This window comes from Corynebacterium sp. DNF00584 (assembly GCF_001552965.1).
In the GTDB taxonomy this organism is placed as follows: Bacteria; Actinomycetota; Actinomycetes; order Mycobacteriales; family Mycobacteriaceae; genus Corynebacterium; species Corynebacterium phoceense.
Genome location: NZ_KQ959744.1, coordinates 1 through 24,558, shown reverse-complemented (window position 1 = coordinate 24,558; position 24,558 = coordinate 1). Strand labels below are relative to the sequence as shown.

General features: G+C 63.6%; 16 protein-coding genes, 1 tRNA gene and 1 pseudogene. 8 read left to right on the top strand and 10 right to left on the bottom strand.

What is annotated here, in order from left to right; genetic code table 11:
- The first annotated feature begins 10 nt into the window (after positions 1-10).
- Positions 11-1,249 (top strand): YibE/F family protein, encoded by a 1,239-nt coding sequence (locus HMPREF0307_RS05285; RefSeq protein ID WP_066488953.1) that lies wholly within the window; start codon positions 11-13, stop codon positions 1,247-1,249.
- A 68-nt stretch (positions 1,250-1,317) separates the two neighbouring features.
- On the opposite strand, the gene HMPREF0307_RS05280 is transcribed toward HMPREF0307_RS05285, so the two are convergent.
- Positions 1,318-2,637, bottom strand: a complete 1,320-nt coding sequence (locus tag HMPREF0307_RS05280) for a UDP-glucose dehydrogenase family protein (protein ID WP_066488734.1) — start codon at positions 2,635-2,637, stop codon at positions 1,318-1,320.
- Positions 2,638-2,691: 54 nt separating this feature from the next.
- Positions 2,692-3,255 (bottom strand): dCTP deaminase, encoded by a 564-nt coding sequence (dcd, locus tag HMPREF0307_RS05275; protein WP_066488725.1) that lies wholly within the window; start codon positions 3,253-3,255, stop codon positions 2,692-2,694.
- Positions 3,256-3,337: 82 nt separating this feature from the next.
- On the opposite strand from dcd, the gene HMPREF0307_RS05270 reads away from it, so the two are divergent.
- Together HMPREF0307_RS05270 and HMPREF0307_RS05260 are read left to right on the top strand one after the other, a co-directional pair.
- Positions 3,338-3,411 (top strand) — tRNA-Gly (locus HMPREF0307_RS05270).
- A 342-nt stretch (positions 3,412-3,753) separates the two neighbouring features.
- A complete protein-coding gene (locus tag HMPREF0307_RS05260) occupies positions 3,754-4,683 on the top strand; it encodes a class C sortase (protein WP_066488719.1) in 930 nt (309 codons plus the stop codon).
- Positions 4,684-4,765: 82 nt separating this feature from the next.
- Here HMPREF0307_RS05260 and HMPREF0307_RS05255 read toward each other — a convergent pair whose 3' ends face one another.
- The 7 genes and pseudogenes from HMPREF0307_RS05255 to HMPREF0307_RS05230 form a co-directional block, all read right to left on the bottom strand.
- Positions 4,766-8,272, bottom strand: coding sequence for a DUF6923 family protein (locus HMPREF0307_RS05255; RefSeq protein WP_066488717.1), 3,507 nt, complete (start codon positions 8,270-8,272; stop codon positions 4,766-4,768).
- Positions 8,272-9,090 carry an isopeptide-forming domain-containing protein gene (locus tag HMPREF0307_RS12525; protein WP_230383976.1) on the bottom strand — a complete coding sequence of 273 codons (819 nt, stop codon included), beginning with the start codon at positions 9,088-9,090 and terminating at the stop codon, positions 8,272-8,274. Before HMPREF0307_RS12525 ends, HMPREF0307_RS05255 begins: the two co-directional genes overlap by 1 nt.
- 37 nt (positions 9,091-9,127) lie before the next feature.
- Positions 9,128-10,036 (bottom strand): class C sortase, encoded by a 909-nt coding sequence (locus tag HMPREF0307_RS05250; protein WP_231725062.1) that lies wholly within the window; start codon positions 10,034-10,036, stop codon positions 9,128-9,130.
- A 193-nt stretch (positions 10,037-10,229) separates the two neighbouring features.
- Complete coding sequence (locus tag HMPREF0307_RS05245; RefSeq protein ID WP_066488713.1) at positions 10,230-11,702, bottom strand: SpaH/EbpB family LPXTG-anchored major pilin; 1,473 nt, start codon at positions 11,700-11,702, stop codon at positions 10,230-10,232.
- A 643-nt stretch (positions 11,703-12,345) separates the two neighbouring features.
- Positions 12,346-14,116: pseudogene (locus tag HMPREF0307_RS05240) on the bottom strand (ABC transporter ATP-binding protein).
- Positions 14,117-14,131: 15 nt separating this feature from the next.
- Positions 14,132-15,820: a VanW family protein gene (locus tag HMPREF0307_RS05235; protein ID WP_197418388.1), complete on the bottom strand. Its 1,689-nt coding sequence runs from the start codon at positions 15,818-15,820 to the stop codon at positions 14,132-14,134.
- A gap of 34 nt (positions 15,821-15,854) precedes the next feature.
- Positions 15,855-17,039 carry a glycoside hydrolase family 3 N-terminal domain-containing protein gene (locus HMPREF0307_RS05230; RefSeq protein ID WP_066488703.1) on the bottom strand — a complete coding sequence of 395 codons (1,185 nt, stop codon included), beginning with the start codon at positions 17,037-17,039 and terminating at the stop codon, positions 15,855-15,857.
- 84 nt (positions 17,040-17,123) lie between these two features.
- Here HMPREF0307_RS05230 and HMPREF0307_RS05225 point away from each other — a divergent pair, with 84 nt between their 5' ends.
- From HMPREF0307_RS05225 to HMPREF0307_RS05215, 3 genes are read left to right on the top strand one after another with little or no spacing between them, the layout of a single operon-like run.
- Positions 17,124-17,636 carry a universal stress protein gene (locus HMPREF0307_RS05225; RefSeq protein WP_066488696.1) on the top strand — a complete coding sequence of 171 codons (513 nt, stop codon included), beginning with the start codon at positions 17,124-17,126 and terminating at the stop codon, positions 17,634-17,636.
- Between the two features lie 40 nt (positions 17,637-17,676).
- On the top strand, positions 17,677-17,874 hold the full coding sequence (locus HMPREF0307_RS05220; RefSeq protein ID WP_066488687.1) for a DUF2613 domain-containing protein: 198 nt from the start codon (positions 17,677-17,679) through the stop codon (positions 17,872-17,874).
- Position 17,875: 1 nt separating this feature from the next.
- On the top strand, positions 17,876-20,899 hold the full coding sequence (locus HMPREF0307_RS05215) for an alpha-(1->3)-arabinofuranosyltransferase domain-containing protein (protein WP_066488684.1): 3,024 nt from the start codon (positions 17,876-17,878) through the stop codon (positions 20,897-20,899).
- On the opposite strand, the gene HMPREF0307_RS05210 is transcribed toward HMPREF0307_RS05215, so the two are convergent.
- The gene (locus HMPREF0307_RS05210) at positions 20,803-21,873 is read right to left on the bottom strand and encodes an acyltransferase family protein (RefSeq protein WP_066488679.1); all 1,071 of its coding nucleotides are present in this window, start codon (positions 21,871-21,873) and stop codon (positions 20,803-20,805) included. The two genes, HMPREF0307_RS05215 and HMPREF0307_RS05210, sit on opposite strands and share 97 nt — an antisense overlap.
- Before the next feature lie 35 nt (positions 21,874-21,908).
- Between HMPREF0307_RS05210 and HMPREF0307_RS05205 the strand changes: the two genes are divergently transcribed.
- Together HMPREF0307_RS05205 and HMPREF0307_RS05200 are read left to right on the top strand one after the other, a co-directional pair.
- Positions 21,909-22,961, top strand: a complete 1,053-nt coding sequence (locus HMPREF0307_RS05205; protein ID WP_066488677.1) for a porin PorA family protein — start codon at positions 21,909-21,911, stop codon at positions 22,959-22,961.
- Positions 22,954-24,417 carry an MmpA family trehalose lipid delivery protein gene (locus tag HMPREF0307_RS05200; protein ID WP_066488675.1) on the top strand — a complete coding sequence of 488 codons (1,464 nt, stop codon included), beginning with the start codon at positions 22,954-22,956 and terminating at the stop codon, positions 24,415-24,417. Before HMPREF0307_RS05205 ends, HMPREF0307_RS05200 begins: the two co-directional genes overlap by 8 nt.
- The last annotated feature ends 141 nt before the right edge of the window (positions 24,418-24,558 follow it).

Genomic DNA, 24,558 nt, shown 5'->3' with positions numbered 1-24,558 from the left:
AATAGTGAACATGTCTCGACATTCCGCACCGGTCACCGGCCGCAACCCATGGCGCGTCGGCCTGGCCGGTGCGCTGCTTTTCGCTTTCCTCCTCACCGCGATCGGGCTCGCGTGGCAGTGGCCTTCGGGCACCCCGATGTTCAGCCCCGAGTTCACTCGAACCTACGCGCTCAATCAGCCACAGATTACGGCGCGCGTCACGACGGTCGACCATCACCTGTGCGCCTCGCCGCTCACGGGCACGGCGTTTGACGAGCCGCCGCTGCGCCCCGCGTTCGAGGAGGACACGTCCTGTACGCGCGCGCTGCTCGATCTCACGAGTGGCACCAACGAAGGCAAGCAGACGCAGCTCGTCTTCCACGGCGTGGCCGGCGACCCAACGCTTGAGGTCGACCAAGAAGTCCTGCTTGCCGAGGCCACCAATCCCGACGGCTCGCTTACCTATTCCTTCGCCGACTATAAACGCGGCGGCGAGCTGTGGATCTGGGCGGCTATCGTCGCGATCATCATCGTGGGCTTCGGCGCGTGGCAGGGCCTGCGCGCGCTCCTCGGGCTCGCCTATTCGCTCGCGGTCGTCTTCCTCTTCCTGCTCCCCGCGCTCCTCCAAGGTCACAATCCGATCGTGGTCACGCTGCTTGCCTGCTCCATCATCGTGCTCATCGCCGTGCCCATGGTCCACGGCGTGAACTGGAAGGCCGCGGCCGCGATGGGCGGCTCACTCCTCGCCCTAGGCGTCACCGCGCTCCTCGCTTGGGCGATGATCGACACGACGCACCTGCAAGGACTGAGCTCCGAAGATAACCTCAAGCTCGTCCTCTACCTGCCCGGCGTCTCCGTCATCGGCGTGCTCATGGCCGGGTTCATCATCGGCGCACTGGGCAGCCTCAACGACGCGGCCATCGCCCAAGCGTCGACCGTCACGGAGCTCGCCGCCGCCGAGCCCGAAGCCCGCGCTGGTTCCCTCTTCGTCTCCGCGATGAAAGTCGGCCGCGACCACATCGCCTCGATGGTCTACACCCTCGTGCTCACCTATACGGGCGCCGCACTCCCCCTGCTCATCCTCATCACTGCGGCGAAGCGTCCCGCCGGCCAGATCCTCGTCTCCGATCTCGTGTCCACCGAGCTCCTGCGCTCCGGCATCGGCGCCGCGGCGCTCACTATCGCCGTGCCGCTCGCCACGATCATCGCAGCACTCACGGTCCCCGAACGTCGCGCTCTCCAGGTCGTTTCCGAATCCGCACCGCGCTAGCTTTGGATTTATGGCGCCTCACACGAGATTTTCGACGCCGAGGCGCCATAAACCCAAAGCTGGGAGCCCTAAAGCGAGCGGCCGAGCGCGTCGAGCGTCCAGCCAGCAGTCTGCCATGCCTCGACGTCGAGGACGTTGCGGCCGTCGATAATGTGGCGGCGGCTCACCAGCTCGCCCGCAGCCGCCGGGTCGAGCTCCTTGAATTCCTTCCACTCCGTGGCGAGGATGACCAGCTCCGCGTCGCGCAGCGCGGACTCGCAATCAGGCGCGTAGTTGAGCGTGGGGAAGACCTTCTTCGCATTCGCCATGCCCTCCGGGTCGTAAACCGTCACGGCCGCGCCTGCCAGCGAGAGCGAACCGGCCACGGACAGCGCCGGCGAGTCGCGCACGTCGTCCGAATTTGGCTTAAACGCGCAGCCCAGCACCGTCACGCGGTGGCCGAGCAGCGCGCCGGCGAAAGATGCCTTGGCTAGGTCCACCACGCGGTCGCGGCGGCGCATATTGATGGCGTCGACCTCGCGGAGGAACGTGAGAGCCTGGTCCGCGCCGAGCTCACCCGCACGTGCCATGAACGCACGAATATCCTTGGGCAGGCAACCGCCACCGAAGCCAAGCCCAGCCCCGAGGAACTTGCGGCCAATGCGATCGTCGTACCCGATGGCATCGGCAAGCTGTGTCACGTCCGCACCTGCAATCTCGCAGATTTCAGACACGGCGTTGATGAAGGAAATCTTGGTGGCCAGGAAGGCGTTGGCGGAGACCTTGACCAGCTCGGCGGTCTGCAGGTCCGTGGTGATGAACGGCGTGCCGCCAGCGAGCGGCTGGGCGTAGATCTCGCGAGCGACTTCTTCGGCACGGCCGCCATCCTGGACGCCGAGGACGATGCGATCCGGAGTAATGGTGTCCTTGACCGCGTAACCCTCGCGCAGAAACTCTGGGTTCCAGGCAATCTCTACCGTGGTGCCCGCGGGCGCGAGCTCGTTGGCCATGTCTTGTAATTCCGCGGCGGTGCCGACGGGAACGGTGGACTTGCCAAGGATGAGATTCTCGCCCGTAAGCTTCGGCACGAGGTCCGTGATGACAGCCTTGACGTAGGTCATATCCGCTGCGTACGAACCATGACGCTGGGGCGTGCCCACGCCCAAGAAGTGAACCTTCGCGAACTCGGCGGCCTCTGTGTACTCCGTGGTAAACGACAGTCGACCGGCCTCAATATTGCGCTCGAGGACCTCCGGCAGCCCCGGCTCGAAGAAAGGAACCTTCCCAGCTTGGAGCGCCTCAATCTTGGCCGCGTCCACGTCGACGCCCAGAACCTCGTGGCCCAGCTCCGCCATGCACGCCGCGTGCGTGGCACCCAAATATCCAGTTCCGATCACAGTCATTCGCATAAAGGGCAATCCTACGAGCGGCTGGTAAACAAAGGGCGACGTTCAGCTTAAGACTTAACGGAAGTTGAGGTAAGACTTCGACGGCGTGGGACCGCGCTGCCCCTGGTACTTCGAGCCAAGCTTGCCGGTGCCGTACGGGTTCTCGGCCGGCGAAGACATCTTGAAGATGGCCAGCTGGCCCACCTTCATACCGGGCCACAGGGCGATGGGCAGGTTTGCGGTGTTCGACAGCTCGAGCGTGATATGGCCCGAGAACCCCGGGTCGATAAAGCCCGCCGTGGAGTGCGTGAGCAGCCCCAAGCGGCCCAGCGAGGACTTACCCTCGAGGCGACCCGCGAGGTCCGCCGGCAGCGTGAATTTTTCGTACGTCGCGCCGAGCACGAACTCGCCCGGGTGCAGGATGAAGGACTGGCCGTCCTCGACCTCCACGAGACTCGTGAGGTCCGGCATTTCTTCTTTGGGATCGATGTGCGTGTAGCGCGAGTTATTGAACACTCGGAAGAACTTGTCTAGGCGCACGTCGACGGAGGACGGCTGGACCATCTCCGGGTCGTACGGCTCGATGACGAGGGACTCGGAGTCTAGGGCGGCACGGATGTCACGATCTGAAAGAAGCACGTCCTACATCTTACGCGGTGCCTTTCCCTGTCGCGGCGAGGGCGGTGCTAGACTGTCTGAGTTGCTAACTTCTAGCAGCAGTGCCGACGTAGTTTAATGGTAGAACTGCAGCTTCCCAAGCTGCTAGCGCGGGTTCGATTCCCGTCGTCGGCTCCACATTTCCCCATTTCATGGACTAATTTCATACCTCCAGGATGGATCATGACAGCCCCTATCTTCACGCCCAAAACCACAGCGGAGCTTCGCGCTGAGCGTGAGCATGTACTTCGAGAGCTTGCGCCCCGCACAATCGATGAGCTCCGCGAACAGCGCGCGGTTGATCAAATCTTGGCCATCGACGAGACCACTCTGAATCGGTATGAAGCCCTGTGCTTCGTTATCGGCGACTAGACAGACACGTTTTCTCTCAGAGCTACATCGTCCCTAGTCCGAGATTCAAAACTACCCCCACGTCAATACCAGGGCATGCGGTAACAGACCCCACACAGGCAGGACACAATGGGCAAGCACGAACCAGCGGAAATCAGCGACGCACCCAAGAAGAAAGGCGTCAACCGCAACGCCATCATTGCGTTAATTCTGATCCTCGTCGGCCTCGGTGTCTTGCTCTACCCCGTGGTGGCCACGCAGTGGAATAACTTTAACCAATCGCGTGCCGCAGAGGAATACGCCAAGCTGGAGAAGCAAGCCCCGCCAGAAGTACTGCACACCGCCTGGGAGGAGGCACAGGCCTACAACGCCCAGCTGGGCCACATCAGTGTGGAAGACGCTTGGACCACCACCGATGACGAGAGCTCTCCCGAGTACCAGCGCTACCGCCAATACCTGTCTGTGCTGTCGGAGACCGATGCCATGGGCCGCATTGTTATCCCCTCCATCGATTCCGATCTGCCCATTTATCACGGCACCTCAGAAAAAGCACTCTCCCGCGGCGCTGGCCACCTCTATGGCACGGACCTACCTGTCGGCGGCGTAGGTGATGGCGCGGGTCGGCACGCAGCACTTTCCGCCCACACTGGCCTACAAAATGCCACGCTGTGGGACAACCTCACCAAGGTCAAGAAGGGCGATGCTTTCTACATCGCCGCCGGCGGCGAGAAGCTCAAATACGACGTACACGATATTCGGGTCGTCGAGCCAACAGACACCAGCTCGCTCCACCGTGAGCCAGGCCAGGACCTCGTTACGCTCATTACCTGCACTCCCTACGGCGTAAATACCCACCGCTTGCTCGTCACAGGCCACCGTGTGCCGATGGAACCGGAAGACGAGGCCGCATTCAACAACTCGGGCGCTCACTGGCAGTGGTGGATGTGGGCCATTCTGGCAGCCGCTGCCATCATCGTGCTTCTGCTCATCTACTGGTGGCGCAAATATGTCAGCAACGCCAAGGACGCCGCGCTTGACGACGACCCGCAAGACTCCTAACCGACAATGCGCATGCAATAAGGCCCGCCCTTCCCTGGTTGGAAGAGCGGGCCTTTTCTAAAAGTTGCCGCAAGTGGTGGTTCTACGCCGGGCGACGTCGCAAAGCAAGGTACCCGACCGCGACAATCGCGGCGCCCGCGAGCGCCCACAGGCCTACGCCCTCACCACCGGTCTTGGGCAGTGCACCCTTGGTGATGTCAGCGACCTGAAGGACGCCGATCTTCTTCACACAGTTGGCAGCGGTGTCAGACTCAGCGCACCTATTACTGGTGATCGCGGTCCCTCCGGAGAGCACCTTGATGACTGCATTGCCATTCTGATCCCACTCCGTCGAGAACTTGATCGGCGCGGGCAGCAGATTATAGCCGTTCGGCGCCTTGGTCTCGATGAGGTAATAAACGCCAGGGGCGTCCAAGCCTTCGAGCTTCACACGGCCCGTGGTGGTGGTCGTGGATTGCTTCACCACGGGGTTAACATCAGTGTTAACGCTGCCATCTGCGTTCAGCCTAAGGTTTCCGTCAGCGTCACCGCGGTGGACTGTGAACTGCGCGCCGCCAAGCAACCCGTCTGTTTGGATCTCGTCCGGGTTGTCCGGGTTATAGCTCGCCTTTTCGAGCAGGACGTCCATCGTTTCCGTCTCCAGCGGGATACAGTCAGTATCCTTCCAGCCGCCCATTTCTGCCTCGTTCATGAGACCAAACTTTGGCTCATGTAGGCCATCCTTGGTGTAGCAGCGGGTGTTTCCTGAAGGTTGACTCGGGTAACCGGCTGGGACGGAGGTGCTGTCCAGTTTCGAACGATCCAGCTTGAAGCGCACCGTTACCTCGTAGACGTGCTGCCCAGTGCTTCCGTCAACACCCTTGGGTTTAATGATCTTCGGAGTGCCATTCTTGTTGAGCTCAAAGGGGCCGGCACCTTGGTACGCACGCGGCTGGCTGGTCTTGTTGAACTCGTCCTTGAATACGACGGAGGCGCCAATAACTGTAGCAGCACCAACGAACTTCGGGGTGTCCGTGAGCTTGCCGTAGATCACTTCGTTGGTGTCGAACCCAGGCGCGTCGGGTGTCTCAACTACGACGTTGTACTTCGCAGTGTATTCATTCGCTGCACCAGGAACAGGTTGCGGTGTGCTGTCGACGGCAACCTTGCTGAAGCAGGCTTCTGTAGCGACGTTGTCATCTTCAGCCGGGCTCGACTCCCCGTCTGTAGCCTGAAAAGCAACCTTGTTCGGACTACACACCGTCTTAAGGTTCCCGTATTCGTCTGTTCGCACCGGCGCAGAGACGACATACTCTACCTTCGCGCGCCCTGGAAGAGTACCAACATAGCCCATCATGTATCGAGACTCACCGTCCGCTCCGGACGGGACAATCATGCCTGCATAAATACCAGTTCCCGGCGCAATCTGGTCAGGTCCTGGCCCACGACCGTTGACCTGGGTAGATCCTGCTCCAAATCCCTCGAATTTCGCAGTGGGACCGGAAGCGTTCACACCATAGTGAGTATCCGTTGGTAGGTACTCCCAGAATGTGCCACCCGAACTGGTGTTATCCGTGGTGTTTTCCACGGAGATGGTCCAGAAAGTACGCACCTCGCCGTTTACCACCTTGGTCTCCGAGCGTTGCTTCTTCACCGCAATATTTGATTGCAGCTCTGGCGGTGGCGGCACTAGGTCGGAGGCGGCGTCCGTGTTGAAAGAAGCCGGCAGGTTATCCATAATGTTAACCAGCTCAAATGTCGGCTTATCGGAATCGGGGTTGGTGATCTTTAGCTCGAAGCCCAGCTGGTTTGCATCTTTGCTGCCTGAGCCAAAGCCGAGGTTACCGTTGGAATAGGTCCACGCCTTGCCCCAAGAGGCCGATGGATTAGAGATCGTACGGCCATCCAGGGTTTTGATCCCTGTGAGATCCCAAGTCTTGATTGCGCCGGTCTGTGTATCGATGCGCTCAAGAATAAGCCTATCGCCCGCTTTTGCCTTACTCTGGAAACCCCACATGTATTTCTGGGCTTGGGGGAGCACGGCCCAGTCTTCGGCGTAGGACGTCGCGTTGCCCAATGTGCGGTCAGCAGTTAGCTTGTCAGGATCAATCTTGTAGAGATGGCGCGTACCAGACGTCGAAGCGTTACCCACGAAGAACCCCTCGCTGGTATACACGCCTGCGTTAAGGAAGTCTCGGTCGCCTTCGCTCTCAAATGGCGTGCCACTGCTTCCTGGCGCGAGAATCGGACCAAGATTATGCACCTCACCCGTGGCGGGATTGATCTGAAGAAGGTTTCCGGCAGGGTAGCACGGATCACCGTTCCGGCCACGTTTCTGGCTCACGGCATAGAGCCAATTATCATTTGTATTGAATGCCAGCGCATTGTAAACCCAAGGCGTCTTTTCCCCCACTGACCGGAAGTCTCGGCCTTGATTTACTTGCCGGCTCAGGATAGACGTATCTCGGCGAAGATCCTTTGGTTCACTGGTTACGACATAGACTGGGCTACCGTCGGTATACTCCTCGGCAGTCAGCTCACGCTTTGGTTGTCTACGTTCGACTGTTGTGTCGTCTTTACACTGTTTCGGATCTGGCACGGTAAAAGAGGCCGTAAACACCGTATTAGCCGGTCCACGATGAACACCCTTGAACTGAATCTGGGCGTTACCGCCAATAGCGATCTGTGGGAGGGTGACGTGGTATTCCTTAGCACTGATCTTCTTATAGGTTGCCTTGGCCTCGTACCAGCCGCCATTAGCACCGGTGTAATAGACAGTAAGATCGTTAGGGTCTGTCGAAAGGTAGCTATTGACGTTGGACTTTAAAGTAACCACCGTGCCATCCGGGATGGTCATTCTGCCTGTCGGAAGCTCTGTAGCTGGGATTTTGAAGTTCGGAATATAGCGGTTTCCCTTGAGCACATATCCATCGTTCTGGATTGTGATGGTGTGGTCACCGGCAGCGTACGGAGTAATGTTCGGTGCTGCCATCAGGCGTGCTGGGGCCGCGTCGACGTCAGAAACCTCCAACGACTCGCCGTCCTCCGCGGGCGCTTCCGAAGCTTCGCTATCTTCATTTACAGAAGTACTAGCGTTTTCCTCGACTAAACCAGACGCATCGACGGATATCCCGCTCAGCTCGGATTCCTCTGCGACCGCCGGGGTGTTCAATGAAAAAGCTGCTCCTGCGGGTACATCGGCATTGAGTCCGGTGACGTGGAAAGTCACTGCATTGCTCGTCGTATCTACAACGAGATTGTCGCCTTCGCGAACGGGGATCTCCTCACCGGCGATTGTCAGCGTGAATGCCGCGCCTTCGAATTCAAGCTGCGAAACCTTGGTAGTGAACTCCAGCTCTTCCACCGTTCCGCCATCGACAAAATGGCCTTCAAATGTAGCGCTGTCGCCAGCGGGAATGCTCAGCTGGTCTGAGGAATCAAGCTCGGCACGCAACGCTGTGGTTTGTGCCTCGGCGACAGCGCCAACGAAACCTGGAAGAGCAGCCGGTGCAGCGACGCTAAAAACTAGGGCCAGCGCCGCAGCAAACGCCCCTACGACGCGCCAGCGATACGCTACCGGCTCGACCAGATGAGAATCTGTCCAGGACATTAGCGTCCCTCGCTTTCTGAATTCTTCCTACGGCTAAAGGCAATCATCACGAAACCAGTGGCGATCAACGCCAACGCTGCGGCAACGACACCGAGTACCTGTGCACCGGTCATCGCCAATGAGCCACCATTGCCCGACGACACTGCTGGGGTTGAGGTCTTACCGGCACTTGGAGTAGCCGACGGCGTTGTCTCGGGTTGGTGAGGCGGCTTCCCTGGTTTAGTCGGTGGATAGTTCGGAGGTGTTTGCGGGGTATTCGGGCGTGACGGCGGAGCGCTCGGAGTAGATGACGACGTGGTTGGCGTCGGCGTTTCACCCGGTTTGTGGGTCTTAGCCACGATTACTCCTGGTACCGGATTCGGGTTATCCACCACGGTGTGGAACGGAACCGCCACCACAAACGGGTTGATCTCCCGATAGGAATCATCCGGGGCCGAAGATGTCACCACATAGAAGCCATCCGCTAGACCATCGAACGTCACCTCTCCATTGGCATCGGTGACCTGATCCACGTGCACGTCGCTACGCCATTCACGAATCTCGTCCAGATTCGCGTCTTGCACGCGTGCTGCATCGTCAGCGTTGTTTGGATCTAGGCCGGCAAGCCGGGCTAGATGAATCGTGACTCCCTGGACTTGCCCCGAGGGTGCCTGCCCATCGTCGTCGGGATTGCCCTGCGTGAGCCGAACAGTCACCGTATCCGAGTCCACGGTGCGCTCCGCACCAGTAGTCTGCTGCCCGGCAACCTGTACCGCTCCCGCAGCAACCATGCCCGGCCCAGCAAATGCAATTGCACACGCCACTCCGACGGCAGCCATTTGGGCCGACCATGTACTTGTCAACCTCTGCATCGCCTTACTCCCGCACGCTACTTTCTTCATTAATAACTTCTTGTGCTCCGACAGCCGCCTGGTGCCGTCGCAGCCACCACACCAGCCAGCAACCAATGACAATCACTGCAGCCAAAAGCGCGTACATCCACCATTGCCAGCCCGGACCATGGGAGTTTTCAAACACCGACTCCTCCCCAGGCTCCATAGGAACCTGATGGCCACGCACCAGCAAGCGATGAGTGTTGATCCCGTATGGGGTACACGTAATCAGCGTGACGTAATCCTGATCGGCGACTGGCCGTAGGCCATCAACTTCACTCGGCAGAACCACTTGAATGCTGTCGACGACGTACTTCAATTTGTGGCCAGCAACCTGGATATAGAACACATCTCCCTCGGTGGCAGAGTCGAGGTGATCAAACATCGTCGAATTTGCCAGACCCGTATGCCCCGTAATGACGGAATGGGTTCCTGGTCCACCGACCGGCAGGTCAGAACCATACAAATGCCCCAGACCACGCTGCAGTGTCTTATCTGCGGTGCCATGAAATACCGGAAGATCAACGTCTACTGCTGGAAACACGAGGCGAGCCATCGCTTCGTTCTCGCCCAACTGCTTCAAATAAGCCTCATAGTCGGGATTGTCTACCCCGATACGGTTCAGCCACGGATCCAAGATTGGGCCCGACGTATGCTCCTCGTTGTATGCATGTGCAGCATCCCAAACCGAATCCTGCACCTGCACCGGTGTCTCTTTATCCAGTCGCGCATATTCCTGCGCCACTCTTGAGGCGTTCCAATTGTTCCATGCGGTCGAGACCACTGGGTACAGCATCACTAACAACCCAACGACAACGATTACCGCCGGAAGGACTAGGCCTCCACGGCGCCTGTGCCGTCGACCTGCATTTTGGCCTACCACCGTAGTCAACGACCCGCACCACCCAAAACAATGCCCCACGCGCTAGCGCAGCGCGACCGGGATTACAACGAAAGAGAATGAAGGGGACTGAAGTCTATACCTAGCCCAGTCCCCTCACTGGGTCGAGCACCATATTTTGATTACCCGACCCGCAGCGCAGACCATCATGGACAGGCTGCGCCACCGGAACTACGCCCGGCTATTAGTTGCGCGCGGTACGACGAGCGAACCAAGCACCAGCAGCAACAATTGCTGCGCCAATAGCAGCCAGGATGCCCACACCGGCACCACCGGTCATCGGCAGGTTCGGGGTGTCGCGCTTGATATTTTCGATTTCAGAGACGAGGGTGACTTTGTCATCGCCTTTGAGCTCACCAGTCTTCGCGATGTTGTCGCGAGTGAAGTCAATCTCAGTAATGTTTTTCTCCGGCAGCGCATAGCCGGCCGGAGCCTTGGTCTCCTTCAGACAGAACTTCTTCACGTCAGTGACCTGTGCGTTGTCCGCGAAGTCCGTGACATGCAGGCCGTCGATGGTAATAGTGCCGTCTTCACCAGTGGTCCACTTGTCCACACCGTTTACCGTCAGCGGGTTCTCGAGCTTATCCTGCGCGGAGGCACATCGGTAGAGCTCGAACTCCGCACCCTGCAGGACCTTGCCGGCTTCCTTGCCATCCTTCTTCACCACCTTCAGCTTGCCGTGGTAGGTCACGACCTCATTAGTCTTATTCTCGACATCCTTGTCGGTGTTCGGGTTGTTGAAGATGACCGTACCCTGGTTCTTCAATTCAGTGGTGTCGCCGACCTCCTTGCGCTTGACGGCGAAGGTTAGCGACATCTTGGCACCCGAGGCCACCTTAGCCAAGCCCTGATCAGTCAGGGTCACAGTAAGAGTGTTGGTGTTGCCAGCAGCAGGTGCGTCGATGGTGTAGTCGCCCTCTGTCAGAACGACATCGCCGGCCTTAACTTCAGTAACCTTGTCGAACTCCAAGCGAGCATCCAGTTGGTCAGAGAAGACAAACTTCTTCAGAGTCTTATCTGTGCCGAAAGTCGGAGCGTCGGCGTTAATGGTGTAGGTGTATGCGTCCTGGATGTGCTTGTCGGCGTCCTTGACGGTCTTCTCGGTCTTGGTCTCGGTGTTCTTTGGGTAGGCCACGACATCGTAGTTCCACGCATCGGAAGCCTCATTGACCATCGGCACCGACACGATGAACGGAGCGCCAGCAACGATGCCGGCCGGAGCCTTCGTCTCTTCTACCAAGTAGATACCCAAGTCCAAGTTTTCGAAGGCCACCTTGCCGTCGTCACCAGTGATCCCCTCAACAGTCGTGTCGGTCTCGTGGCCCTTGGCATCGGCAGCGGTCTTCGGGAACGTCGCCCAATCACCGTTCTGCAGGTCGTAATTAAGCTTGGTGATCTTGTAGGTCACACCAGACAGTGCCTCACCCGGGACGCCCGCCATTTCCTTACCAGTGGCCCGATTAGCGGTTTCGGCGCCCTTCTTCTTGTAGAGGGTGATCGAGCCCTTCTTAGTGAAATCGATGTTTGCCTTGTTCACGGCCCCCTGCTCAGCGCCAGGGTTCTCCTGGGCCAGTGCACCCGGAGCGGAAACGCCCAAAGCGAGTCCGGCGATAGCAGCGAAGGCAACTGAACGAGCGGTACGAGAGATCTTGTTCACGGAAACTGGTCCTTTACACGAGTTCTGAAATGAGATACCACGTCTCATTAGCTGTGTGCAATCCATTCCCCACGGTTCACGCACCATGACCTGACCCGTTGCTAAGATTCTTTCGCCTGCCGAGAGCAGTTTTCAGGTGGAAACGCCTGCGCAGGCCCTAGCCTTAACTAACGATGGCCTGTGGATTACATAACTAGATCCTACACCCAGCACCTGAGGCAAAGCCCCCGACCAAAGCTCCCCCCCCCCGGAGATTCAGCCAGATCGCTCAAGGCTCCGCTTCATCCACGCTAGCATGAAAACCTTTTTCGCAGGTCAACAACCGTTTTTGAAAAGTCATATAGTTTTGTGTGAAATTGAACTCATTACCCCTTGGAGGGGGTAAACCTATTCGATTTTACACCCGTCACATAGCAAGCGACCATCACACAGAGGAATGGTTTTCCGGAGAGTACCCTCCTGCGGCAGTAAAACAACCATTAATACTGCCAATATCAGCAGATAATCCAGAGCCTTCAGCAGCCCGACAAAAGGAAGTATCACCAAGAAGGCCCAGGGGTATTCCAAAACCATTCAGATACTCAGCTTTCAACAAGCCACATGACTGAAAGTTAATAGCGTTAAGATTCTCTGGAGCAGCCCTCTACGAAGCGTCAGCCGCGGACGCAGCACGAAGCAGCGCCGCGTAGGCACCACCACGAGCGAGCAGCTCGGCGTGGGTGCCGCGCTCGACCACGCGGCCGGCGTCAAGGACAACGACCTGGTCGGCATCGCGGATGGTGGACAGGCGGTGCGCAATGACCAGGCGGGTAGCGTCCGCGCCAATGACTGTTTCCTGGATGGCGCGTTCGGTTTCGTTGTCAAGGGCCGAGGTGGCCTCATCCAGGATGAGCACCCGCGGGCGGCGCAGCAGTGTGCGGGCCAGCGAGAGGCGCTGTTGCTCACCGCCGGAGAAACGGTAGCCGCGCGAGCCCACCACTGTGTCCAAGCCTTCTGGAAGCGCGGCGATGACCTCGTCCACGCGCGCGGCATGCAGCGCCGCCCACATCTCTCCCTCGCTAGCACCCGGCTGCGCAAAGAGGAGGTTCTCCCGCACCGTGCCGTGAATCAGGTAGGTTTCCTGGGAAACCACGCCGATGACCTCAGCGCGCTGCTCCGCCGGTACATCACGCAGGTCGACACCGCCCAAGGTGACGGAGCCTTCAGTCGGATCGGCCAAGCGCGCCAGAAGCGCGGCCACCGTGGACTTGCCGGAACCGGTATGCCCAACCAGGGCGGTGGTGGTGTGGGCGGGGATGGTGAGGGAGACGTCGGAAAGCGCGTCGGTGTCGGTGCCTGGGTAGCGGTAGGAAACGTGCTGGAGGGTGAGGGAGGCGTCGGCAAGCTGCGCGGGCTCGGTGGCTTCCGTGAGTTCGGGCTCCAGGTCCAGGTACTCGAAGATGCGGCTGAACAGCGCCATCGACGCCACCCACTGCGCGCCCACGTTGAGCAGGTCAGTGATGGGGCGGAATATCTGAGTCTGCAGGGTGGAAAAGGCGATGAGCGTGCCAATCGTAATCCCCGGGCGCAGGCCAGCCACCAGGTAAATCAGCGCCGGCATCACGCCGAAGATGATTTGGGTCAGCGCCATGCGCCAGAGCCCGGCCAGCTGCGATTCGAGCTCCAGGCGGATCAGGGAGCGCGAGGTCTTCTCAAACCCGTCATAGACGCGTTCCTGCGCGCCCAGCGTTGCCGCCAGGCGCATGCCGGACACGGATAGGTTTTCCGAAATGGTCTGCTGCAACGTCGCCTGCGCGCGGCTGTTTTTCTCCATGAGGCTGCAACGCAGAACGGCGGCGCGGCGGGTGAGCCACACGGCGGGCGGCAGCACCACCAGGGGACAACAGTGAGAGCGTGGGTGAGAGCGCGACCATCGCCACCAGCGTGGCCACCGTCATGGTGAGATTGCTGGCCACAGAGGTCGCCGTGGTGGTCACCATGCCGCGCATGGCCGCGATGTCGTTAGTCAAGCGGGACTGGATTTCGCCGCCGCGGTTATTGGTAAAGAACTGCAGCGACTGGCGCTGCAGGTTAGCAAAGACCTGCGTGCGCAGCTCGTGCATGATGGTGTGCCCCACCCGCGCGGATAAAAAGGACTGGATAACGCCGATGGCCTGAGAGACCACGGTGATGGCCAGCATGCCGCCCACCAGCCACAGAAGCAGCGTGGTGTCGTGCTCAGGAATGGCCTCGTCCACGGTGCGGCGCACCAAGAAAGGCTGCACCACGGTCAGCCCAGAAGTCGCAATGATGAGCGCTACCACCACAAGCAGCGTGCCGCGGTGGGCTGCGAAGATGCCGGCGACGCGACCAAACTTCACTGGGTGCTGGGCCAGCTGATCGACGTCCGCGGGGTCCTTCACCGCGGTGTGCATCGGCCGGGTCGTGGCTTAACCGCAGGTAACGATAGGCTGCGGGTCATAGACCGTGGTGGTGGTCTCCCGGGAGATTTCCTTGCCGGAGAGGTCCTTGATCACGCGCGTATCCGAGGTGGTAAAGCCCGGCGCGCCGGAGGACGGCGAGCAGTCATCGGTGACGGTCATCCTAGTGGGCTGCGTCGTGGCCCAGCGGCCGTTGTTCACGGACTCGACGTTGACGGTCTTCACGCCCATGAAGCGGACGGTGATCTGGCCGCCACCGAAGGAGGTGTCGATGCGCACCGGGTGGTCCGAGGTGTTCTTGAACTGCAGGTCAATGGCGCCCTCGTAGACGGTGGCCTCGCGGCCGGCCGGGTAACGGGAGATGTAGTAGGAGTGCGCGGTGTGCGCGACGTCTTCCATGCCCGCGAAGTAGGACGCGTTGTAGAGCGTCGTCGCGAACTGCGAGATGCCGCCGCCCACGGCCGTGCCTGAGTGGCCGTTGATGATGATGCCGGACTCGACGTACCCCTGCGCCGTGCCGCGCGGACCGGTGTAGCCGTTGAGCGAGAAGGTCTCGTCCGGGTTGACCACGGCGCCGTTGACGGTCTGCGCGACGAGTCGGATGTTCTCGCCCGAGGGGCCAGAGAAGCCGCCGGTGGAGAACTCGCTCACGACCTGGTCGAAGGTCGAGGCCTCGGCTTCTTCCGTGGTGAACGTGGCCGGCTCCGGCTTGTACGCCGCCTCCCACTCACGTTTGTCGTCGCTGCGCACGCGGGAGTCGAAGTCTTTCATGGTCTCTTCCCAGTTGACGACGTTGCCGTCCTGGGACGGCGTGACGGACTTGCCGCCGCCGGCGAAGCTCACTTTGGCGCTCTCACCGGGGACCTCGGAATCCGCAAGCTGCGCAGCAAGCAGCTCCTGCGCCTTCGCGTCGTCGATATTGAGAACGAGCTTTCCGTCCTTTGAGGAAATCGAGACGAACTGCGCGATGGCGCCACGGTCGAGCGTCGCCGTGACGTCCTTGTCCCCCTTGACCACGAGGTTCTTATCGAGCGCGGTCTTCGCCTCGCCCTTTTGCATGTCCTCGATGACCTGGTCATTGATGGCGGGTTCGACGACCTGCGGTTCCACCTCGACGCCGGCGGGGTCGAGCCAGTCGGCTTGGACGGCATCGGAAAGCTGAGCGGGGTCGACCGTCTGGCCGAGCTTGGGGTCTGTGACCTTGAAGTCTGCGTTCTCGATGGCCAAGGCGCCGTCGACGGGAGCGATGGACAGCTCGCCCTTGACACGCTCGAGCTCCTTGTTCAGCGCGGCGTCATCGACGTCCACGGCGACGGGCTGCTCGCGCGGGTCCATAAAGAAGGACGCGACGCGCGTCAACGGATTGAGCGAGGCGTCAGGAATGCCGTCCACGGCTTTCTGGAAGTTCATAGCGAGGCCGGAGGCAGACGGCAGCAGTTCGCTGTGCTTCTCCCCCGCGCGCACGGTAACGACCTGATTCTCGATGCCGCCGAGCTCCTTCTGGAGCTTGTCCACCGCGGCAGTGCGCTCCATGGACGAGATGTCGACGCCGCCCACGCTCGTCGCGCGCGGAACTTTACCCTGGTTCTGGGCGATATCGAGGGCGTATGCGACCCCGGCGAGCACCAAAAACCCCAGCACCACCGCGAGGGTGATGATGAGCCCTTGAGACTTGCGCTTTCCTACTGCTTTCTTCACAACACTTAAGGTTATCGTTTGAAGCGCGAAAACGTTAGCGCGGGGCGAGTCCAGCCGCAGAATGTGCGACGGCATCCGCGAAGCGCTGCTCGGGAATGATACCGACCTCCACCGCACCGACCACCTGGTCGATGATGAAGTTGATATCCGTGGCCGTCGACCACAGTGCCACATCCGCGCCCGAGGCGAGCGCCGTGACGATGGCCTGCTCTGGGGTATACCGGCTGGTAATCGCCGCCATACCAGTGAGGTCATCGGTGAAAATCCGGCCGCCAAAGTGCTCGCGGGTGCGCAGCAGTTCATACGCCGCGGGGTTGAGACTCGACGGCGTGACGCCATTGCCCAGCCCCGGCACGACCATGTGTCCGACCATCGCATCCGCGCGCGGTTCGCCGGGCAGCGCGCCGTCCCACGGCACGATGTCAAAGGCCTCCATCTCCGGCAGCGGCGGCGTCACCGCAGCTCCCAGGTGCGTGTCTCCGGAGGCGCGGCCGTGGCCCGGAAAATGCTTAAACACGGCATCGACGCCTGCGTTTTCTAGGCCGCGCGCGAACGCGGCGCCGTACTCGCCGGCGCGCACGGGGTGCGTGGAATACGCACGGTCACCTACCACGTCGAGATCCGCGCCGCCCACGTCGAGCACGGGAGCGAAGTCCAGCGTGATGCCGTACGCAGCGAGCGTCTGGCCAATCTGGAACGCGGTGCCCTCGACCTGTTCGGGTGTGCCTTGCGCCATCTGCTGCGCCGACGGGTAGGACCCGAGAACCTCCGAGAAGCGCTGAACGCGGCCGCCCTCGAAGTCGATGGAGATCTCAAAGTCACGGCCCACAGCCTCCCGCAGCGCGTGCAGGTCACGGCCTGGCTGCGTGAGCAGCCCCGGGTCAGCCCAGCTCACGATAAAGATGCCGCCCACACCGGCCTGCAGCTTAGCCAGCGCGTCGTCGTAGTTGACCACGGCAGGCATGAGCAGTGAGGCCGCCGCCGCGCGGCGCTGCTCCGGTGGGACGAGCGGGTTCGCAGCGGGAACGTCCGGAGCCGCTGGCGCCGGGTCGGACGGGGCGGCAGAAGAAGGCGCGGACGTCGGCGCCGGTGACGGGCTCGCCAGAACTCCCGCACTCACGGACTCGAGGGAGGCGGGCGAGGGCTTTTCGCCTGGCGGGTCGCAGGCTGCGAGCGCCGCCGCGGACGCGACGACGGCGAGCGCGAGAATTTTCTTCATTATTTTCTCAGTATGGCGTATGAGTGAAAATCTCGCATGCATAAGGTCCTTCTTGGCGCGCGTGGGGCGCTAGGCTGGGGGACCATGAACGGTCAAACCATGTTGATTGCGTACGACGGCTCCGAGCGGGCGGACCGCGCCATCGAGTATGCGGCACAGCTGCTGCGCCCGGGCATCGTGGAGATCCTCACCGCGTGGGAGCCCGCCGCGCGCCAGGCAGCCCGCGCCCTGGGCCGCACGGGCTTGCACCAGTCCACGTATGCGCTCGATGACGCGGCGCAGGAAGAAGACCCAGCCTACGAGGAGGCCATGGCCGTGTGCCGCAAGGGCGTCGCCGTCGCGGAGAAGCTCGGCCTGGCGGGCCGCGCGCACCTCGTCGAGGTCGTCACCACCACCGCGGAGGCGCTTGCCGATGCCGCCGAGGAGCTCGACGTCGACGTCATCGTCACCGGCACCCGCGCGCTCACCGGCTTTAAGGCGTGGTGGAACGCGTCGACCGCGGACCAGCTCGTGCGCACCGCGGGCCGTCCCGTCCTCGTTGTCCCGCCGGAGCCGGACGACCCGAACGACGCGAACTACACCGACACCGCCGAATAATCGGCGGACCTGCGTGAGCAGGCTGCTAGGATGTGGCCTTATGGCACTTGAATCCGACTCCATGACAAAGCGCACCCTCGGCCCGGCCGTGGGCTCCGCGGTGGTCGGCATCGCGCTCGGCGTCGTCGCCATCGTGGGCATTGCCCAGTTCAGCGGACAAGACACCGTCCCGTCCTCGGCGGCGGTCTCTGCGGATGATGCTTTGCTCGGCGGCCCGGAATACGGCTCCCGCAACTAGCTTGGCCCAGCTTTTCGCGCGCCCCTGGGCGGCGCATGCGGCCGGGTGGCTTTTCGCCGCCCTCCTCGCCTTCACGCAGCCGTGGGGCCGCGTCGCGGCCGATACGAAGCACGATCTCGCCGTCGATCCCGCCGGCTTCCTCGCCGGCGCCGCGCACGCGTGGACGGACTCCTTCACCCTGGGCCAGCTCCAAAACCAGGCCTACGGCTACCTCTTTCCCCAAGGCGCGTTCTTCGCGCTTTCCGATGCCCTCCCCGACTGGGTCGCGCAGCGCGCCTGGTGGACCCTCGTGCTCGGCGTGGGCTTTTCAGGAACGCTCGCACTCGCCCGGCGCGTAGGCCTCGCCACGGCGCCGGCCTGCCTCGCAGCCGCGGCGTTTGCGCTCTCGCCGCGCACGCTCACCACGCTCACGGCGATTTCCTCGGAGACGTGGCCGGTCATGCTCGCGCCGTGGGTCGTGCTCCCCTTCCTTCCGCGGGCCGACGGGACGCGGTCGAGCGCCTGGCGCACGGCGGCCGCGGCGACGCTGCCGGTTGCCTGCATGGGCGCGGTCAACGCGACGGCGACGCTCGCGGCCTGCGTCCCGGCCGCCCTTGTGGCGCTTGTCTATCACCGCCGGGCGCTGCTGCCGTGGCTCGCCGGCTGCGCGCTGGTGAGCGTGTGGTGGATCGGTCCGCTTCTCATCCTGGGCCGCTACGCGCCGCCGTTTACGGACTACATCGAGTCTTCGTTCGTCACGACGCGCTGGCTCAACCTCGCGGAGATCCTGCGGGGCACCACGAGCTGGTCGCCCTTCGTCGACAATGAACGCCTCGCCGGCACGTTGCTGGCCACCGAGCCTTTCTTCGTTCTCGTCACGGCGCTCGTCGCCGCGGTGGGCCTGGCGGGACTCACCAAGGCCCCGCGTGTGTGGACCGCGATGCTCCTTGTGGGCGTCGCGGTCCTCGGCTGCCACTACGCGGGCTACCTCGATTTCCTCGACGGCTCCGGCGCGGCGCTGCGCAACGTCCACAAATTCGATCCGCTCGTGCGCCTGCCGCTCGCGCTCGGCATCGGCTTTGCCTGGGCGGCGCTAAGCCGCCAGCGCAACTCTGGGCAACGCGCGACGGCGCTGGTGGCCGTGGCGCTGGTGGTGGGGGCATCGGCAAGCCCGGCGTTCACGGGCCGGCTCTTGCCGCGCGGGGCGTACGAGGCGGTGCCGCAGTACTGGCAGGACGCGGCGGACTTCCTCAATGCCCATGCACAGGGCACGCGCACCCTCTTTTTCCCCGAGCGTTCTTTCGCGCGCGAGGACTGGGGTTGGACGCGCGACGAACCGCTCCAGCCGCTGCTCGACGTGCCGTGGGCCGTGCGCGACGCGATTCCGCTCGTGCCGCCCGAGGCCATCCGCGGGCTCGACGGCGTCATGGCCGCGCTCCAGGCGGGCGACGCCTCGGGGCTCACGCGCCTGGGCATCGGCGCGCTCGTCGTCCGCAATGGCGTGGAGAAGCACGGCGCGCTCAAGGACGTCTCGGGCGAGGTCCACTCCTTCGGCGACGTGGACGTCATCCTCCTCAACGAACGGCCGGACATGCTGCTCGGCTCCACCGACCCGGTACGCGTGGCCGGCGGCGGCGAGTCCCTCGCCTTCCTACCTGGCGGGCCGTACTCCTTGGTGGACGCAGACGCGGACGTCGTCACAGATACGCCGTTGCTCGTGGACCGAAACTTCGGCACGCTCGACGGGCCGGTCTCCGCGCCGCTGCCCGCAGACGAGCCGACGCGCTCGCACAACGTGGAGCGCGACTATCCCTCGGCGGGCCCGATTGTGGCGGTAGAGGAACGTGGCGGCCACGTGCGCGCGTCGAGCTCTGCCGCGGACGCGAATGCCCTGGGCGGAGCGCGTCCGGCGCACTCGGTGACCGCGGCGGTAGACGGGGAGGATTCCACCGCCTGGTGGCCCGCACCTGGAGATACGGGCTGGCTGGAACTCGAAGGCGAGTTCCCGGCGCGCTCGACGCTCACGCTCACCGCGACGGCGGAGACGACCGTAACGGTCCGCAACGGCGACGCCTCCGTGAACGTCGATCTCGGCGAAGAACCCACCGAGGTCCGCATTCCCGGCGGGGCCGCGAGCGCGGTGCGGGTCGAGCTCCACGAGCGTGTGGGTCTCGCCAACGCGCAGGTCGAGGGGCATGAGATCACCCGGACCGTCGTTGTGCCGGATAGCTCGCCGAAGGCGCGCGCCTTCCTCTTCCAGCGCGCCATCGTGGACACCGGCGTCCTCATTCGCGAGTTCACCGCCCCGCGGGACATGTCGCTGAAGCTCGGCGCAGACCGCCCCGTGGACATCGACGGCGAGACCTACGAGCCCGGCGCGACCGTCCCCCTGGACGCGGGCACGCACGAGCTGCGCACCCGGGCGAAGGTCGTCCGCCTCGGCGAGGCGGACGCAGGCGCGTACGCCGCGACCGGCCGCGACATCACCGCCGCAGACTCGGACCGCCTGCTCGTCACCACGCGCGCCTTCAATCAGGGCCTGCGCGGCTACCTCGGCGACACGGAACTCGAGCCCCGCGAGGTCGACGCCGCGTCCCAGGCCTTCGTCATCCCGGCAGGCGCGGCGGGCGAGTTCCGGCTGGAGTTCGCCGGGGAGCGCGCTTACCGTCTCACACTGCTGGGCGGCGGCTGCCTCGCACTGCTCACGGTGGCGGGTTGCCTGCTCCTCCTCGCTCGCCCGCGCCGCGGTCACTTCGCACACGCGGCACGGGTTCCCGTTCCGCTCCTGGCGCTCGTGGCGCTGGCAGCGGCGGACCCGGCGGGGCTTGCTGGGGGCATCGGCGGCTTCGCGGCGGCGCGGTGGACAACTCTGCGCCCGAGCTGGCTGTGCGCCGGACTCATGGCCACCGCGGGCCTCATCCTCGCGCGCGGGCCCTGGGGCTCAGGACACTACGCGGGCGATTTCTGGCTGCTCGCGGCCTTCGCGGGCGCGAGCCTCGGCGCGCTGGCCGCCAGCCACGCGGACGCGGGGACCTCGACCCAGTAGTAGCTCGCCGCCGCGATAGGGATGGTGAGCGCGGCCGTCGCGATAAGCACGAGGAAGAAATAGCCCGAAAAGAGTGGCAAGCCGGTGAGCGGAAAGACGACCCACAGCACGGCGACGTGCCACAGGAAGATGGCGTACGACCACAGGCCGAGCCGACGCATGAGAGGGGATTCCAGGACGGGTGAGCGCGTGCCCAGCGCGTAAGGCACGACGATGGCCGCGGCGAAGACGGCGCCCACTGCGACGCGGCGCGCGAACTCGCCGGGCGTGGGGTGCGTCAGTCCCTGCGGCCCGAACCACTCCCGGGAACCGAGCCACACGCACCCCGCGGCGAGTACCCAGAACGGCCACGCGCGGCGCGGGGCGCGAACGCGGCCTTCGAGCTCCGCGGCGGTCATGCCCACGGCGAACCACGCGGCGTACGCGGGCGGCCAAATCTGCGCGTTGACGCCGGTGAAGTCCTCAATGGGGGCTGCAACCCACGCCCAGCCGAGGCTGAGTGCTGCGACGGAGCCGAGGGCGATCAGGCGTGCGCGCAACGACCGGAAAGAAGGCAGCCACGGCAGCACGAGATAGAACGCGAACTCCACGCACAGCGACCACAGCTGAGTCACGCCGGAGGCCAGACCGTCCGGAACGTAAATCTGGGTCGCGGTGAGCGTGGACAGGACCTGCACCACGGAGAAGGACGCGCCGGGCAACGCGAGGAACACCACGGCTACGCAAGCCCAATACGCAGGCATAACGCGGCGAAAGCGCGCGAGGTAATAGCCCGCCGGCGAGTGCGCGTCGCGGCGGCGCCACAGCACGAAGGCAGACAGCGCGAAGAAGACCGCCACGAAGTAGTCGAGCCGCTCGGCCCAGGCCCAGCCCGTGGCGGTCTGGAAGCTCACGTGCGTGACGAGCACGCCCAGCGCCGCGACCGCGCGCAGGCCGTCTAACGCGGGTACGTGCTGCGGTAAGGTATTGGCCATCGTCTGCCCAACTTAGCACCAAAGGATGTCCCTTTATGGCCCGCTCGCCCTTGCCGTGGCTCGTTATCGCCGCGATCCTCGCGCTGCTCGCGGGCGTGCTCGTGCCCTCGCTCGTGGTGGGACGCTCCATCCGGCTCGCCGACGACGTGGAATTCCACGCCGTCACTGAACCAGCCGCGGTCCTCGTGGAAACCGGTGCGACCACGGTGCGCATGGACAACACCTACATCACCTCGCCGAACGAGGAGGATGATGCGCTGGTCCAGCTCGACGCCACCAAGGATTTCTACCGCATGCCCGAGGGCCAGCCGGAAGACCGATCCGCGCATCTGTCCGCCTCGCTCACGCTCAACCGCGAATCCGCCTATCCGGAGGCGGGTCTCGCGAGCCACCAGTCCTTCGCGGTGCGGCAGCTCAACCTCGGCGCGTCCATCAACAACGGCGACATGGAGGGGCTCACCGCGTTCTTCCCCGCCGACACGGAGCAGCGTTCCTACCCGTACTTCGACTTCATCGCGCAAGAGGCCGTACCCATCGACTACACGGGGAAGTCCAAGCGCGGCGGAATCGACGTCTACGAGTTCCACCAGCACATCGACGCCCTACCGGCCCAAGACATCCTCGCGCGCACGGCCGAGTACGCGACCGAAAATGATCCCACGTTCACCCCGGACGATCTGCGTCGCCGCGGCCGCGCCGAGGACTTCTACACGGACGAGGAACTCGCCCACTTCGGTCTGAAGAAGGACACCGCCGTGGTCCTCGACTCGTTCTATTCGGTCGATCGCACCGTCACCGTCGACCCGGCCACGGGCACCATCCTCGACGTAGACGAAAATTTTTCCTTCGTCTGGGCCACGGACGCCAAGCAGGCGCGCGATACCTCGATCCCGCCCGAGCGCCGCGCCGTCTTCGTGGGCGATCTGCACTGGGACCAGGCCACGCAGGACTCCGCGCTTGAGCTCGCGCGCCCCACGGTTCGCCTCCACAAGGCCATGGGCTTGGTGAGCTGGGTGGGCAAGGGGCTCGCTGTCGTGCTCCTCGCCGCCGCGGGGCTCACGTACCTGCGCCGCCGCGACCATGTTTAGGCGCGCCTGGCCCGTCCTCTGGGGCACCGCGCTCGTGCTCGCGGTGACCTGGCCGTTCCTCCTGCCCGGCTCCGAGTTCCTCTGGCGCGACATGGCCGTGCCCGAGACCTTCGGGCTCACCCCAGCCAACTTCGGCGCTGGCGACCTCGCCGCGCGCGCCGCTCCCCAGGACGGCGTCTTCGCCCTCTTCTCCACGCTCCTGCCTGCACCATTCCTGCTGCGCGCGCTCGTCATCTCCGCCGCCGCGGCCGCCGCCTGGGGCGCATGGCTGCTAGCGCGGAGTTCACCGGCACCCGCGATGTTCCTCGCCGTCATCAATCCCTTCACTGTCGAGCGCCTCCTCCAGGGCCAATGGTCGTTGGCCGTCGCCGCGTGGCTGCTCGTACTCCTCACCGCCGCAGGACTGCGCGGCCGCCCCTATCTCGCGTGGGCCGCGCTCTTCGGCGCCTCTCTCACGCCCACCGGCGCGCTCCTCGGTCTCGCCACGGGCGTCGCCACGGTCAAGGGCCGCCGCCTGGCCACCGCGGGCCTGGGCCTCGCGGTCTGCATCCCGTGGCTCGTGCCCGGGCTCATCGACTCCCTCCACCCCGCCCCGCTTTCCGATGCCCCCTCCTCCGTCGCCGCCTTCGCCCCCCGCGCCGAGGCTGGCACCGGGACGTTGGGCTCCCTGCTGCAGCTCGGCGGTCTATGGAACGCGGACGCGCTCCCGGCTTCGCGCCAGGCGGGCTTCGCAGTCTTCGGGTTTGGAGTGCTTGCCTGCGTCCTCGTGGGCCTGCGCCGCGTATCGTGGCCGCTGCTCGCGCTCGGCGCGGCGGGCCTGGGCGGGGCGATTGCGTGTTGGCTGCTGCCGGACGTACTCGCGAGCGTCATCGACGCCTTCCCCGGCGCCGGCATCCTCCGCGACTCCGGCAAGCTCGTGGCCCTCGCGCTTCCGGCCTACGTCGCGGCGCTGGGCGCGCTCGACCGGCGCGGCATCGTCGCGGCGCTCGTGTGTCTCGTGCTCCAGATGCCCGACGCCGCGACCTCGGTGAGCGTCCTCGCCCCGCGTGAGTCCTCCATCGACGCCCGCCTCGTGGGCGAGCTCTCCGGCCGCGCGACCTTCTTCGCGGATCGTCCCAGCCTCGTCGAGGTCACCGCCCAGGACGGCACGCGTGCACCTGCCGTGGACCCGTATTCCAAGGCGGTCGCGCAGGTCGCCTCCGGCGAGCTCGTCGTCGACGGACAGGTCGTCGATGCGCCCTCGCCTCGTTGGGTCGCCGCTCGCGCCGCGTGGGAGGCCCGCGATACGGCCGAGCTCGAGCGGCTCGGCATCGGCGCCATCGTCGAGGACGGCCGCGTCGTCGCCGCCACGAACGCCCCCGCCCCACGCGCGCCGTGGGTTCTCACCGTCGCGTGGCTGCTCCTGCCGCTCGCGGTGCTCCTCGTCGCCGCCTTCCGGCGCGCCTCTGCCGAGTAATCCACAGGCTAGGCGCTCATGGTTGCCCACTGGGTTGTGCAAAAGCCGAGTTATCCACAGATTTGCACGCTCATCGTTGCAGGCCTTGACAGGTTTTTATAGCTTCAAAGCCATGACCACTTTCGTCTCTCGGCTCAAGGA